13 protein-coding genes are annotated in these 13,412 nt (G+C 73.3%); 4 read left to right on the top strand and 9 right to left on the bottom strand.

Annotated elements, in window-relative coordinates:
• Positions 1 to 39: 39 nt before the first annotated feature.
• The 5 genes from ACFY0D_RS13920 to miaA all read right to left on the bottom strand — a co-directional run bounded on the left by ACFY0D_RS13920 (position 40) and on the right by miaA (position 6,458).
• Complete coding sequence (locus ACFY0D_RS13920) at positions 40 to 1,512, bottom strand: M1 family metallopeptidase (protein WP_390798561.1); 1,473 nt, start codon at positions 1,510 to 1,512, stop codon at positions 40 to 42.
• 152 nt (positions 1,513 to 1,664) lie between these two features.
• Positions 1,665 to 3,746, bottom strand: coding sequence for a RelA/SpoT family protein (locus ACFY0D_RS13915; protein ID WP_390798560.1), 2,082 nt, complete (start codon positions 3,744 to 3,746; stop codon positions 1,665 to 1,667).
• A gap of 140 nt (positions 3,747 to 3,886) precedes the next feature.
• Entirely contained in the window at positions 3,887 to 4,762 is an 876-nt protein-coding gene (gene dapF, locus ACFY0D_RS13910) for a diaminopimelate epimerase (protein ID WP_390798559.1), read from the bottom strand.
• 103 nt (positions 4,763 to 4,865) lie between these two features.
• The gene (locus ACFY0D_RS13905) at positions 4,866 to 5,393 is read right to left on the bottom strand and encodes a hypothetical protein (RefSeq protein ID WP_390798558.1); all 528 of its coding nucleotides are present in this window, start codon (positions 5,391 to 5,393) and stop codon (positions 4,866 to 4,868) included.
• Positions 5,394 to 5,519: 126 nt separating this feature from the next.
• The gene (gene miaA, locus ACFY0D_RS13900; protein ID WP_382545099.1) at positions 5,520 to 6,458 is read right to left on the bottom strand and encodes a tRNA (adenosine(37)-N6)-dimethylallyltransferase MiaA; all 939 of its coding nucleotides are present in this window, start codon (positions 6,456 to 6,458) and stop codon (positions 5,520 to 5,522) included.
• Between the two features lie 217 nt (positions 6,459 to 6,675).
• On the opposite strand from miaA, the gene ACFY0D_RS13895 reads away from it, so the two are divergent.
• Together ACFY0D_RS13895 and ACFY0D_RS13890 are read left to right on the top strand one after the other, a co-directional pair.
• Positions 6,676 to 6,843, top strand: a complete 168-nt coding sequence (locus ACFY0D_RS13895) for a gliding motility protein (protein WP_390798557.1) — start codon at positions 6,676 to 6,678, stop codon at positions 6,841 to 6,843.
• Positions 6,844 to 6,866: 23 nt separating this feature from the next.
• Complete coding sequence (locus tag ACFY0D_RS13890) at positions 6,867 to 7,112, top strand: antitoxin (protein ID WP_390798556.1); 246 nt, start codon at positions 6,867 to 6,869, stop codon at positions 7,110 to 7,112.
• 124 nt (positions 7,113 to 7,236) lie between these two features.
• Here ACFY0D_RS13890 and ACFY0D_RS13885 read toward each other — a convergent pair whose 3' ends face one another.
• Genes ACFY0D_RS13885 through ACFY0D_RS13875 form a run of 3 tightly spaced genes read right to left on the bottom strand, consistent with a single transcriptional unit; the run spans position 7,237 to position 10,156 of the window.
• Positions 7,237 to 7,959: a hypothetical protein gene (locus tag ACFY0D_RS13885; protein ID WP_390798555.1), complete on the bottom strand. Its 723-nt coding sequence runs from the start codon at positions 7,957 to 7,959 to the stop codon at positions 7,237 to 7,239.
• A 38-nt stretch (positions 7,960 to 7,997) separates the two neighbouring features.
• On the bottom strand, positions 7,998 to 9,521 hold the full coding sequence (gene miaB, locus ACFY0D_RS13880; RefSeq protein ID WP_390798554.1) for a tRNA (N6-isopentenyl adenosine(37)-C2)-methylthiotransferase MiaB: 1,524 nt from the start codon (positions 9,519 to 9,521) through the stop codon (positions 7,998 to 8,000).
• Entirely contained in the window at positions 9,518 to 10,156 is a 639-nt protein-coding gene (locus ACFY0D_RS13875; protein WP_390798553.1) for a maleylpyruvate isomerase family mycothiol-dependent enzyme, read from the bottom strand. The genes miaB and ACFY0D_RS13875 overlap by 4 nt, the downstream gene beginning before the upstream one ends.
• A gap of 158 nt (positions 10,157 to 10,314) precedes the next feature.
• Between ACFY0D_RS13875 and ACFY0D_RS13870 the strand changes: the two genes are divergently transcribed.
• Positions 10,315 to 11,301 (top strand): LysR family transcriptional regulator, encoded by a 987-nt coding sequence (locus tag ACFY0D_RS13870; protein WP_390798552.1) that lies wholly within the window; start codon positions 10,315 to 10,317, stop codon positions 11,299 to 11,301.
• 32 nt (positions 11,302 to 11,333) lie between these two features.
• Positions 11,334 to 12,329 carry a TAXI family TRAP transporter solute-binding subunit gene (locus tag ACFY0D_RS13865; protein ID WP_390798551.1) on the top strand — a complete coding sequence of 332 codons (996 nt, stop codon included), beginning with the start codon at positions 11,334 to 11,336 and terminating at the stop codon, positions 12,327 to 12,329.
• A 48-nt stretch (positions 12,330 to 12,377) separates the two neighbouring features.
• Here the strand turns inward: ACFY0D_RS13865 and ACFY0D_RS13860 are convergent, their stop codons facing one another.
• Positions 12,378 to 13,403, bottom strand: coding sequence for an ROK family protein (locus ACFY0D_RS13860; protein ID WP_390798808.1), 1,026 nt, complete (start codon positions 13,401 to 13,403; stop codon positions 12,378 to 12,380).
• Positions 13,404 to 13,412: the final 9 nt, after the last annotated feature.

Raw genomic sequence — 13,412 nt, 5'->3', positions numbered from 1 at the left:
GTCGATGGTGACATGCCCGTTCCTCACCGGTCACACCCTTTATTGGGCGCTCCCGTCCGCCGCGGCCCTGCCGGAGGCCGCCTTGCCGCTCCACTCCGGGTGCCCCGGCATCGGCGGGGTCGTGGGCCCGTACAGCCAGGGCTCCAGGAAGGCCGTGAGGTCGCGGCCCGCCTCCTGCGAGGCCAGGCGTACGAAGTCGGCCGTCCCCGCGATCCCGTCCCGGTTCTCCGTGACCCAGCGCCGCTCGGTCTTCTCGAAGGCCTCGGTGCCGATCTCCTGCCGCAGGGCGTAGAGGATCAGTGCGGACCCGTCGTAGACCACCGGCCGGAACAGCCCGATCTTCTCGCCGGGTGCGGCGGCCTTCGGGGCGGCCGGCGGGCCGCCCGCCGCCCGCCACTGGTCGGAGCGCTGGTACGCCTCGCGCATGCGCCGCTCCAGGGAGTACTTGCCGAGGCCGTCCGCGTACAGGGCCTCGTACCAGGTGGCGTGTCCCTCGTTGAGCCACAGGTCGGACCAGGTCCGCGGGGTGACGCTGTCGCCGAACCACTGGTGGGCGAGCTCGTGGACCATCACGGACTCGACGTACCAGTCGGGGTACCCCTCGCCCGCGAACAGGTTGCTCTCGAAGAGCGAGAGGGTCTGCGTCTCCAGTTCGAAGCCGGTCGTGGCCCGCGCGATCAGCACCCCGTAGTTCTCGAAGGGGTAGCGGCCGACCCGCTCCTCCATCCACTCGATGTGGCCCGCGGTCTTCCTGAGCCAGGGGTCCAGCCGCTTCCGGTCCTGGGCGGGCACCACGTCGCGCAGCGGCAGCCCGTGCGGTCCGGTGCCGTGCACGACCTCGGAGCGGCCCACCGAGACCTGGGCCAGCTCGGTGGCCATCGGGTGCCGGGTCCGGTACGTCCAGGTCGTCGTGGGGCCGAGGCGCACGGCGGGGGCCACCGGCTCCCCGTTGGCGACGGCCGTGAGACCGGCCGGGGCGGTGATCCGGAAGGTGAAGAACGCCTTGTCGGCGGGGTGGTCGTTGCAGGGGAAGACGCGGTGCGCCGCGTCGGCCTGGTTGGCCATGGCCAGGCCGTCCTCCGTGGGCACCCAGCCGCCGTCGCCGCGGCCGCGCGGATCGCTGGTGTGCCGGATGGTGATGTGCAGCGGCATGTTGTCCGCCACCGGGCGCGCGGGCGTGAGGACCAGGTCCTCCGCCACGCTCTCGAACCGCGCCGGCTCCCCGTTGATCTCGGCGGACGCCACCTTGCCGTGGGTGAAGTCCAGATTGATGCGCTCCAGCCGCTCCAGGGCGCGGGCGTCGATGACGGTGACCGCGTCGAGCGGGCTCAGGTTGTCCTTGTAGTCGAAGGACAGGTCGTACGAGAGCACGTCGTACCCGGGGTTCCCGAGCTCCGGGAAGAGCCGGTCGCCGATGCCCAGCGGCTTCGGCGGGGGCAGGACGGCGGCGACGAGGGTGAGGGAGGCCGCGGCGAGCAGGGTGGCCCGCAGGCGCGGGGAGGAGAGCTGCATCCACCACCGCTTACCAGCGCCCGCCACACGGCCGCGTACGGCGCGCGACGAGTCCACCCGAACGGGGCCTTCCGGAGTCGTTCCGGCCTACGTCCGCACCCGCCTGTGTCCGCACCGGCCTACGTCCGTACCCGCGCCCGGCCGGCCGGCGGCTACACCCGGCTGACGTCGTACACGCCCGGCACGTCCCGCATCGCCCGCATCAGCGCGGGCAGCCCGGCCGCGTCGGGCAGCTGCAGGGTGTAGCTGTGCCGGACCCGCTGCTCGACCGGCGGTTCCACGGTCGCGGAGACCACCTCGACCCCCTCGCGGGCGATCGCCTCGGTCAGATCGGCCAGCAGATGCGGGCGGCCGAACGATTCAGCGAGCAAGGTGACCCGGACGTCCGCCGTGGCCCGCCAGTGCACCGCGACGGAGGTGCGCCCCACCGCCCGCATCTGTGCCACCGCCGCGCAGTGGATGCGGTGCACGGTGACGGCCCCGCCGCGGACCAGGAAGCCGGCGACGGCGTCCGGCGGCACCGGGGTGCAGCACCCCGCCAGTCGCACGGTGGCGTCCGGCAGATCGGCGACCGCGTTGCCCCCGCCGCCGCGGGCCCCGACGACCGACAGCGGCGCCCGGGCGGCCGAGGTCGTGGCCATGGCCCGGTCGGGGTGGGCTTCGAGCCAGCTCCCGATGGCGATCCGGGCTGCGGGGGTCCGCGCGTGGTCCAGCCACTCGGCGGCGGGTCCGGAGGAGGCGTCCTGGGCGAGCAGCAGCTGGACGGTGTCCCCGTCGGACAGCGGGGAGGACAGGGAGGTGAGGCGCCCGTTGACGCGGGCGCCGATACAGCCGTGGGCCGCCTCGCCGTGCTGGGCGTAGGCGGCGTCGATACAGCTGGCCCCGGCCGGCAGGCCCAGCGTGCCCCCGTCGGCCCGGAACACGGTGATCTCCCGGTCCTGGGCCAGCTCCGCCCGGAGCACGGTCCAGAAGGTGTCGGGGTCGGGCGCGGACTGCTGCCAGTCGAGCAGCCGGGACAGCCAGCCGGGCCGCGTGGGGTCCACGCGCTCCTCGTCCGGGTCGGTGGCGGCGTCGGGGGTCGCGGTGGCGTACGGATTGCCGAGGGCGACCACGCCGGCCTCGGCGACACGGTGCATCTGCCGGGTCCGCACGATGACCTCGGCCACGTAGCCCTCGGGGGTGGCGACGGCGGTGTGCAGTGACTGGTAGAGGTTGAACTTCGGGGCGGCGATGAAGTCCTTGAACTCCGAGACGACCGGGGTGAAGCAGGTGTGCATCTCGCCGAGCACGGCGTAGCAGTCGGCGTTCTCACCGACGAGGACGAGGATGCGGCCGAAGTCGGAGCCGCGCAGTTCGCCGCGGGTGCGTGCGATGCGGTGCACGGAGACGAAGTGCCTCGGCCGGACCTGTACTTCGGCGGCGATGCCGGCGTCGCGCAGGACGCCGCGTACGGAGTCGGCGATGGCGGGCAGCGGGTCGCGTTCCCCGGCGTGGGCGGCGATGAGCGCGCGGGTGCTCTCGTACTCCTCGGGATGCAGGATCGCGAAGACGAGGTCTTCCAGCTCGGTCTTGAGGGCCTGCACGCCGAGCCGTTCGGCCAGCGGGATGAGGACGTCGCGGGTGACCTTGGCGATGCGGGCCTGCTTCTCGGGGCGCATCACGCCCAGGGTGCGCATGTTGTGCAGCCGGTCGGCGAGTTTGATGGACATGACGCGGACGTCGTTGCCGGTGGCGACGAGCATCTTGCGGAAGGTCTCGGGTTCGGCGGCGGCGCCGTAGTCGATCTTCTCCACCTTGGTGACGCCGTCGACGATGAAGCACACCTCGTCGCCGAACTCCGCCCGGACCTGATCGAGGGTCACGTCGGTGTCCTCGACGGTGTCGTGGAGCAGAGAGGCCGTCAAGGTGGTGGTTTCGGCGCCGAGTTCGGCGAGGATCAGGGTGACGGCGAGCGGATGTGTGATGTACGGCTCACCACTTTTTCGCATCTGACCCCGGTGCGAGGTCTCCGCGAGGAGATACGCACGGCGCAGAATGGACAAATCGGCGTCCGGATGGTGGGCGCGGTGTGCCTCGGCCACGTGGCCGATCGCGTCCGGAAGCCGGTCTCGTGACGTCGGCCCGAGCAGGGCCGCGCGCCCGAGCCGGCGCAGATCGAGCCTGGTCCGCCCCCGTCTGCGGAGCTCAGGGCGCGCTTCGGGGTGTGCTTCGGGGTTCGTGGCCTCTGCACTCATGGGCACCTCCGGCGGCTTCGACCGGCGGTGGTGGGCATGGGGTGAGCCCTCAGGGCCGGTGCCTGATGTTACCGACCCCACCACGTGGCGCAGTCCACCTCTCGCTCAGCGTGAAACGGATCACCCGTTAGAGGGAAGCTTCAGCCGAAAGCCGTTTCGGTGAGCCAGGTCCCGTCGAACTCCCCCGCAGCCACGATCACGGCCGGTCCGGTCATGTCGATCTGTCCGTCGGGGTGTTCGGTGATGATCAGGGTTCCGCCGGGGAGGTCGACGGTGTACGCGACCGGTTCGCCGGTGGCGGCCGGGTCGGCGCCGTCGCGGCGGATGGCGGCCACGGCGACGGCGCAGGCGCCGGTGCCGCAGGAGCGGGTCTCGCCGGAGCCGCGCTCGTGGACGCGCATGGCGACGTGCCGGGGACCGCGGTCGACGACGAACTCGACGTTGACCCCGGCGGGGTAGGCGGACGCCGGGCTGAACGCGGGGGCGGCGAAGAGGTTCCCGGCGTGGTCGAGGCTCTCGACGAAGGCCACCGCGTGCGGGTTCCCCATGTTCACGTTCCGCGCGGTCCAGCTCCGGGCGTCGACGCTGACCGTGACCTCGCCCTCGGGCAGCTCGGCGCGGCCCATGGAGACGGTGACGTCGCCGCCCTTGTCGAGGTGTACGCGCTTGACGCCGCCGCGCGTGGCGACGGCGAGGTCGCCCGGCTCGACGTGTCCGGCGTACTGGAGGTAGCGGGCGAAGACGCGCACGCCGTTGCCGCACATCTCGGCGATGGAGCCGTCGCTGTTGCGGTAGTCCATGAACCACTCCGCCTCGTCGGCCAGGTGCGCGGCCTCGGGGTGCGCGGCGGACCGGACGACGTGCAGGACGCCGTCCGCGCCGATCCCGGCGCGCCGGTCGCACAGCTTCGCGACGGCGGAGGCGGGCAGCTCGATGGCGTTGTCCGGGTCCGGGACGATCACGAAGTCGTTCTCGGTGCCGTGGCCCTTGAGGAAGGAGAGGGTGGTCTGCGTCACCCGCCCATGGTACCGAGCCGCAGCTCAGAGGTGCCGGACCGTCCGAGGGGCGGAACCGGCCGGGGAGGCGGAACCGGGGGAGGTGGAACCGGCCGGGCGGCGGTCAGCGGAGCCGGGCGACCCGGTACACGGCGAGACCTACGACGGCCAGTGCGACAACGGCGTACAGCGCGGCCATGCGCCAGTCCGGGCGGCGGCCGCTCCCCCGGGCCGGGAGACCGGGCCACGTGTGGCCGACCCGTCGGGCGGCCATCATTCCCCAGCCTCCGGCGCAGCAGCTGATCAGGAAGCCGAGCATGGCGACCACCGCGCCGCCGTCGCCGAACTCGAAGGCGAGCGGGAAGGCGAACATCAGCGAACCGGTGGCGGCGAGCATCGCGATCGGGGCGATCTGCCACAGGCGCAGGCGGCGCTGTGGGCGCAGTTCGACCTCGAACTCGGGTCCGGCCGCGGCCTCCGCCTCGGCGGAGTCCGGGGTGTCCGGGCCGTCCGGGGTCAGTCGCGCCGGATCGGCGGGCAGCCCGAGCCCTGTGGGCCCGTCCGTCCCGTCCGTCCCGTCCAGAAGCATCGGATCCGCTTCCCTCCGGGTGTCGTCCTGCCCGGTGTCGCGAGGGCCGGCCTCCATCGCCACGCGCCCTCCCCACTCGGACTCAGTACGCCGCCGTTCATCGCAGGTGATCGCACCCGCTGGAGTTTGATGATGGCACGCCCCTGGCCCCACTACTGGCGCGTGAGGCGTCCCGATGCCATCACGTGATCAGGCTGTGACCGCTCGTTCGACCAACGACTGCGCGAGTCCGGGGAGTTCCCCCCGGTCGGCGACGGCCCCGCTGAGCCAGTGCACGCGCGGGTCGCGGCGGAACCAGGAGTCCTGGCGGCGGGCGAACCGCTTGGTCGCCCGGACGGTCTCGGCCCGGGCCTCGTCCTCGGTGCACTCACCGGCGAGCGCGGCCAGCACCTGCTGGTAGCCGAGCGCCCTGGAGGCGGTGATTCCGTCGCGCAGCCCGCGGGCCTCCAGCGCGCGGACCTCGTCCACCAGCCCGGCCTCCCACATCCGGTCGACCCGCAGGGCGATCCGCTCGTCGAGCTCCGGGCGGGCCACGTCGACGCCGATCTGCACGGTGTCGTAGACGGAATCGTGGCCGGGCAGGTTGGCGGTGAAGGGGCGGCCGGTGATCTCGATCACTTCGAGCGCGCGGACGATGCGGCGGCCGTTGCTGGGCAGGATGGCCTGCGCGGCGGCCGGGTCGGCGGCGGCGAGGCGGGCGTGCAGGGCGCCGGGGCCACGGAGCGTGACCTCTTCCTCCAGGCGGGCCCGCACCTCGGGGTCGGTGCCGGGGAACTCCATGACGTCCAGGGCGCCGCGGACGTACAGGCCGGATCCGCCGACGAGGACGGGGGTGCGGCCCTCGGCGAGCAGTTTGTCGATCTCCAGGCGGGCCAGCCGCTGGTAGTCGGCGACGTTGGCGGTGTCGGTGACGTCCCAGATGTCGAGGAGGTGGTGCGGGACACCGCCGCGTTCCTCGGTCGTCAGTTTGGCGGTGCCGATGTCCATCCCCCGGTACAGCTGCATGGAGTCGGCGTTGACGACTTCGCCGTCGAAATGGCGGGCCAGGGCTACGCCCAGGTCGGACTTTCCTGCCGCGGTGGGACCTACGACGGCGATGACCCGCGGGGCGGGGGCTGCTTTCCTCACCGCACCAGTCTCGCAAACCCCACGGCATGTACCCGATCGAGTTACGTGACGGGGTGAGGCCGGGGTCGTTGCCCTGGCGAGGTTCCGGCCGGACATGCGCCCTGCGTACGCCCGGCGCAGGCCGGTCCGGTCGACGCGGAACTTCACTCACACGAGTAACGTTACGGGAGTAGACATGGGCGTTTTTGATCGGTTTTTTCGCCGTAAGGACGAGGTTGTGACCGAGGAGGTCACGGCGGAGGACCTGACGGCGGAGTCCGGTGTGGCCGAGGAGGCCGAGCCTGTTGCCGAGGAGTCTCCGGAGGCGGGAGTCGTGGAGATTCCGAAGCAGCTGGCGGCCCCGGTGGCCGCGGACAGCGAGACCGGCGAGGGCGCCCGCACGTAGCGACCGCCAACGGAAGGTGACCCATGGGCCTGCTGGACAATCTGAAGGCCAAGCTCGGTCCGGCGAAGGACAAGGTCGGCGATCTCGCCCTGCAGCACGAGGGCAAGATCGGCGAGAGTCTGGACAAGGTGGCCAAGGCCGTGGACTCCAAGACCAAGGGCAAGTACAGCGGCCAGATCACGAGCGGGACGGGCAAGGCGAAGGACGCCCTGGGGAAGATCGCGCACAAGGACGCTCCCGGCGGGCCGACGCCGCCGACCGCCTCCTGACGCGGTCCGGCGAAGGGGCGGGGGACCGGCAGCTGCCGGTCCCGCGCCCCTTCGCCGTTCCAGGAGCCCTACGGCCGCCCCTGTCGGCCCTGTCGGCCCTGTCGGCTCCGCGGCCGCCGGGCGGCTACGACCAGGCGGCCACGAAGTACCCCACGCCGTACGGTGCGTCCTCGTACAGCAGGCGCCCTTCCAGCTCCGCGCCCTCGGCGGCGCCGGCCAGCACCTGCCAGGGGGCCCGTCCGGCGGCCTGGAGCTCGGCCGCGAGCGCGGCGTCGATCCCGGCCAGCGCGGCAACGTCCGCGGCGCCCAGTGCGCGGGCGGCGGCGGCGTCGAAGGCGGCGGCCCGCTCGTCGAGGTAGCCGGGGGCCTTGAGGGTGCGGCAGGCACTGCCGTCCCCGAGGACCAGCATGGCCACGCGTTCGGCGGAACCGCCCAGGTCCGCTCCGAGGAGGCCGCACCCGCTCGGGGCGAGGTCCACGGCGACGGCCACTCCGGCGACCGGGGCGGCCGCCCAGCGGGCCTGGCCGAGCAGCCAGCCGGCCACCGCGAGGGAAGCCGGGAGGGTGGTCCCGGTGGCGTGGCCGCTCGGCGGTTCGCCCAGGTCGGGGCCCAGGGTGACGGTCAGGTCCACCCCGAACCCGGCGAAGCCGCCGGGGGTGCCCTGGTCGTACGCGCCGCCCTCGGCGGCGGCCCCGACCACGACCAGCAGGTCGGGCCGGGACGCGGCGAGCACCGCCAGTGCGTCGGAGCAGGCGGTGCGGGCGTCGCCGAGTTCGGCGGCGGCCCCCGCGGCAACCTCCGGCACGAGCAGCGGCGGGGCGGGACAGACGGCAGCGGCTACGAGCATGATCCGCAGCCTAGCCGCAGGCGCGGGACCCGTGTCGCTCAGGAGGAGGCGGGCACCGCGCAGCCGGAGGCGACGGTCGGCAGGGGCGCCGGGACGCCCAGCGTCGGGATGCCGAGCATGACGCCCGCCGGCTGGGCGGGGGCGGCGTTGCGCTTCTCCCAGGCGTCGCCGGCGCGCGTCCGGCGCACGGTCAGCGTCGGGCCCTCGGCCAGCAGGTGGTGCGGGGCCGCGTAGGTGATGTCCACGGTGACCACGTCACCCGGGCGGACCTCCGCCTCCGGCTTCGTGAAGTGGACCAGGCGGTTGTCGGGCGCGCGGCCGGAGAGGCGGTGCGTGGCGCCGTCCTTGCGGCCCTCGCCCTCCGCGACCATGACCTCCAGCGTGCGGCCGACCTGCTTCTTGTTCTCGTCCCAGGAGATCTCCTCCTGGAGGGCGACCAGGCGCATGTACCGCTCCTGGACCACCTCCTTGGGGATCTGCCCGTCCATGTCGGCGGCGGGGGTGCCGGGCCGCTTGGAGTACTGGAAGGTGAAGGCGTTCGCGAAACGGGCCTCGCGCACCGCGTGCATCGTCTGCTGGAAGTCCTCCTCCGTCTCGCCGGGGAAGCCCACGATGATGTCGGTGGAGATCGCGGCGTGCGGGATCGCGGCGCGGACCTTCTCGATGATCCCGAGGAATCGCTCCTGCCGGTACGAGCGGCGCATCGCCTTCAGGATCGTGTCCGATCCGGACTGCATCGGCATGTGCAGCTGCGGCATCACGTTCGGGGTCTCGGCCATCGCCGCGATCACGTCGTCCGTGAAGTCGCGCGGGTGCGGGGAGGTGAAACGGACCCGCTCCAGGCCCTCGATCTGACCGCAGGCGCGCAGCAGCTTGGAGAAGGCCTCGCGGTCACCCAGGTCCGAACCGTAGGCGTTCACGTTCTGGCCGAGCAGGGTGATCTCCGAGACGCCCTCGGCGACCAGGGCCTCCACCTCGGCGAGGATGTCGCCGGGGCGACGGTCCTCCTCCTTGCCGCGCAGGGCCGGGACGATGCAGAAGGTGCAGGTGTTGTTGCAGCCGACGGAGATCGAGACCCAGGCGGCGTACGCGGACTCGCGGCGGGTCGGGAGCGTGGAGGGGAAGGCCTCCAGCGACTCGGCGATCTCGACCTGCGCCTCTTCCTGGATGCGGGCGCGCTCCAGCAGCACGGGCAGCTTGCCGATGTTGTGCGTGCCGAAGACGACATCGACCCAGGGGGCCCGCTTGACGATGGTGTCGCGGTCCTTCTGCGCGAGGCAGCCGCCGACGGCGATCTGCATGCCGGGGCGCTTCGTCTTCATCGGGGCCAGCCGGCCGAGGTTGCCGTACAGCTTGTTGTCGGCGTTCTCGCGGACCGCACAGGTGTTGAAGACCACGACGTCGGCGTCGCCGTCGGCGCCCTCGGGCGCCCGGACGTAGCCTGCGTCCTCCAGCAGACCGGAGAGCCGCTCCGAGTCGTGCACGTTCATCTGGCACCCGTAGGTGCGCACCTCGTAGCTTCGCTTCACGTCCACTGCCTGGCTCCGGTCGCTGCTGGTCATGCAACAAGGGTAGGCGGTACCCGGTGGCCCTCCGGTCCCCCGTTCAGCCGACCCGGGGGAAGGCGGCGGCCGAAGAGGACGAGCAGCAGGTCCTGGGCTTCTCCGTACACCGGAGTTCCCTCGCCGTGGGACCAGTCCAGGTCCTGCGCGCGCAGCTGGACACCGGTCAGGTCCGCGCCGAAGAAGCGCAGGGACCGGGGGGTGACCGCGTCGAGGAGGAGCCGCAGCCGGTCCTCGGGGACGCGGCGGGGGTGGCCGAGGGCGACGGTGATGTCGAGGCCGTGGACCACGTCGTGGGCGAGGGCTCCGGTGGGACCGGCGGCGGGCGGTTTCCAGGGGTGGCCGGCGTTCTCGCGGAGCAGTGCGGCGAGCTCGCGCGTGGTGAAGGCGGCGGCGTCGCGGCGGGCCGTGCGGTCGGTCATCCGGTGCAGGCTGCCGCGGGCCCGCAGCAGTTCGGCGGCGAAGCCGGGGAGGGTGGTGCGGAAGCCGAGGGACAGGTGGGCGGCGACCTCGCGGACGCGCCAGCCGGTGCAGAGCGACGGGGCGTCCCACCGGTCCGGGGTGAGGCCGTCCAGTACGTCGGCGAGCTCGCGGCGTTCGGCGGCGACGGCCGCGGCGATGTTACGGCGGCGCACGGAGGCGGGAGAGGTGGAGCGGGACGCGGGTCGGGGCGTGGGTCGGGGAGTGGAGCGGGGCGTGGGTCGGGGCGCTGATCGGCTCATGGCTTCAGGGTCGAGGGGGCACCGGGTATAAGTCCAAGAGCAGGTCCTTCTGCGATCTAGAATCCGTACTTATGGAACTGGCTCAGCTGCGCTACTTCGTGGCCGTGGTGGAAGAGGGCGGCTTCACGCGGGCCGGGGCGCGGCTGCACGTGTCACAGCCCGGGGTGAGCGCCCAGGTCGCGCAGCTGGAACGCGAGCTCGGGCAGCGGCTGCTCGACCGGTCCGGGCGGCGGGTGACCCCGACGGAGGCGGGCCGGGCGGTGCTCTCGTACGCGCGGGCCGCGCTGGCGGCGGTGGAGGGCGTACGGCGGACGGCCGAGGAGTTCTCCGGCCTGCTGCGCGGGCGGGTGGCCCTGGGGCTGGTCCCGGGGGCGGCCGGGGCGGTGGTGGACGGGTTCGACGTGGTGGAGGTGCTCGGGGCCTTCCACGACGAGCACCCCGGGGTGGAGATCGCGCTCTCCGAGGACACCTCGGAGCGGATGCTGGCCGCGCTGCTGCGCGGGGAGCTGGACCTGGCGGTGGTCGGCCTCGCGGGGGAAACTCCGCCGGGCGTCTCCTGCCAGGTGGTGCTCGACGAACCTCTGGTCGCGGCGGTGCGGGCGGACGATCCGCTGGTGGCGGCCGCCGTGGACGGCGGGATCCCGCTGAGTGCCCTGCGCGGGCGGGCCCTGATCAGCCTGCCGTGGGGGACCGGGCTGCGCGGGGTGCTGGAGCGGGCGTGCGCGCAGGCGGGCTTCGCGCCGCGGGTGGACTTCGAGGCGGCGGCGCCCGCCGTGCTGGTCCGGCTGGCCGCGCGGGGCCTGGGGGTGGCGGTGGTGCCGTCCGGGGCGGAGTCGGGAGCGAGCCCACGGGCCGCCGGCGCCGGCAACGACACCGACACCGACAGCGGCAGCGGCAGCGGCAGCGGCAGCGCCGGGCTGTGCGCGCTGCGGATCACCGAGCCGGGGCTGACCGGGAGGGTCGCACTGGCCTGGCGCACGGACGGACCGCCCGGGCCGGCCGCGCGCAAGCTGCTGGGAAGGCTCCGCTCGGGAGCTCCCGGACGGCCCGCGCCGTGACAGGACGGCGGACGGGTGGCAGGATCGCGGCCATGCCTCTCGTACCGCCCCGGATCAGCAGGCGCCACGCCCTGCGGGTCATGGTGGCCGTACTCGCCGTGCTCGGGGTCCTGACGTGGTGGCTGAAGCCCTTCGGGCAGCCGGAACTGCAGGGCGAGCTGACCTTCAGCACGGGCGCGCGGACCGGGGTCTACCACCGGTACGGGCAGCTCCTGGAGCAGGCGCTCGGCCGGGACATGCCCGGGATGGACGTACACCTGGAGACCAGCGAGGGCTCGCAGGAGAACCTGAAGCGGCTGGCCACCGGCGAGGCGGACTTCACGGTGGCGACGGCGGACGCGGTCGCCAAGTACCAGCTCGACAAGAAGCCCGGCGCGGACCTGCTGCGCGGGGTCGCACGGCTCTACGACGACTACGTGCAGCTGGTGGTCCCGGCCGACTCCCCGGTGCAGTCGGCCCGTGACCTGCGCGGCAAGCGGGTCGCGATCGGCCAGCCGGGGTCCGGCGTGCGGCTGGTCTCGGAGCGGCTGCTGAGGGCGGCCAAGATCGACCCGGTGCTGGACCTCACGTCGGTGTCCATCGGCATCGACACCATGCCGGGCGAACTGGAAGCCGGCCGGATCGACGCGTTCTTCTGGTCCGGCGGCCTGCCGACGAACGCCGTGCGCGAGCTGTCGGAGCGCTTCGACATCCGGCTCGTGCAACTCGGCGACCTGATGGAACAGCTGCAGGAGAGCGGCAGCCCGGCGCGCTACTACCGGACGGCGGTCATGCCGCAGGACGCCTACGGGCGGGCGCGCAACACCAGCTCGGTGTCGACCCTGGCCGTGCCGAACCTGCTGGTGACCACGGCGGGGACCGACCCCCAGCTCACCGAGCAGCTGACGCGGACGGTGATCCTCAGCCGCGACCTCGTCGGGCGCCAGGTGCACGCGGCGCAGCTCGTGGACCTGCGGACCGCGATCTACACCGACCCCCTGGACCTGCACGAGGGCGCGCGCCGGTACTACCGGTCCGTCAAGCCCTGAGGGTCCCGAGGGTCACGAGGGTCCCCAGGGGCACGAGGCTCCCCAGGGTCACGAAGGGGACGGCGCCGCGGGCAGCAGCATGGTCGCCGCCGCGGCCGCGCCGATCAGCCCCGCATGGGTGCCCAGCATCGCCGGCACCACCTGGATGTCCTTGACGAACGAGAGCGTGGCGTAGGCCGCGAGGTGGCTGCGGATCGGGGCGAAGAGGGTGTCGCCGGCGATGGCCACTCCACCGCCGATGACCGCGATGTCCGTCTCCACGAGGGTCGCAGTGGCCGCGATGGCGGCGGCCAGGGCGCGGCCCGCCCGGTCGAAGGCGGCCAGGGCGATCGGGTCACCCTCGGCGGCGGCAGCGGCCACACCCGCCGCCGTGGCGTCGCCTCCGCCGCCCGCCGTGTCCGACCCGTTGTCCGACGGGGTCCAGCCCTGATCCAGGGCCCAGCGGGCGATCGCCGTACCGGAGGCGATCGACTCGACGCAGCCTCGGCCGCCGCAGACACACGGTTCGCCGTCGAAGGCCACGCTGATGTGACCGATGTGTCCCGCGTTGCCCGTGGGGCCGGGGTGGAGCTGGTTGTTCAGGATCAGGCCGCCGCCCACGCCCGTGGAGACCACCATGCACAGGGCGTTCGCGTGGCCCCGGGCCGCACCCAGCCAGTGCTCGGCGGCGGTCATCGCCACCCCGTCGCCGGCCAGCACGGTCGGCAGGTCGGCTCCGCGCGCCGCGAGCTCCGCCACGACGCGCTCCTGGACCGGGAACTCCCGCCACGCCCCGATGTTGACCGGGCTGACCGTGCCCCGGGAGGTGTCCACCGGGCCGGCGCTGCCGATCCCGCAGCGGACCGCCGAGGCCCACAGCGGCGACGCGGAGAGGTCGGCGACGACCTCGGCGACCGCCGCCATGACCGCGTCGGCATCCGCCCCGCGCGGGGTCGGGCGGCGGGTGGTGGCCGTCATCGTGCCGTCGGGGTGCACCAGCGCACCGGCGATCTTCGTACCCCCGATGTCGATCGCCACCGTCGGTCCGGAGGCCGCTGCGGCGGCCCGCGGTGCGGGGAACGGGGCGCTGGGAATGATCACGGT

The sequence above is a fragment of the Streptomyces sp. NPDC001502 genome, assembly GCF_042894785.1.
Lineage (GTDB): Bacteria > Actinomycetota > Actinomycetes > Streptomycetales > Streptomycetaceae > Streptomyces > Streptomyces kutzneri.
The sequence above is the reverse complement of the archived record's forward strand: the minus strand, read 5'-3'. Positions and strand labels throughout refer to the sequence as shown.

Excerpts from the sequence above, each read along its gene's own strand:
- ACFY0D_RS13920 (WP_390798561.1), bottom strand. The coding sequence starts at position 1,512 with ATGCAGCTCTCCTCCCCGCGCCTGCGGGCCACCCTGCTCGCCGCGGCC.
- ACFY0D_RS13915 (WP_390798560.1), bottom strand. The coding sequence starts at position 3,746 with ATGAGTGCAGAGGCCACGAACCCCGAAGCACACCCCGAAGCGCGCCCT.
- ACFY0D_RS13890 (WP_390798556.1), top strand. The coding sequence starts at position 6,867 with ATGGGCCTGCTGGACAATCTGAAGGCCAAGCTCGGTCCGGCGAAGGAC.
- ACFY0D_RS13885 (WP_390798555.1), bottom strand. The coding sequence starts at position 7,959 with ATGCTCGTAGCCGCTGCCGTCTGTCCCGCCCCGCCGCTGCTCGTGCCG.
- miaB (WP_390798554.1), bottom strand. The coding sequence starts at position 9,521 with ATGACCAGCAGCGACCGGAGCCAGGCAGTGGACGTGAAGCGAAGCTAC.
- ACFY0D_RS13870 (WP_390798552.1), top strand. The coding sequence starts at position 10,315 with ATGGAACTGGCTCAGCTGCGCTACTTCGTGGCCGTGGTGGAAGAGGGC.
- ACFY0D_RS13865 (WP_390798551.1), top strand. The coding sequence starts at position 11,334 with ATGCCTCTCGTACCGCCCCGGATCAGCAGGCGCCACGCCCTGCGGGTC.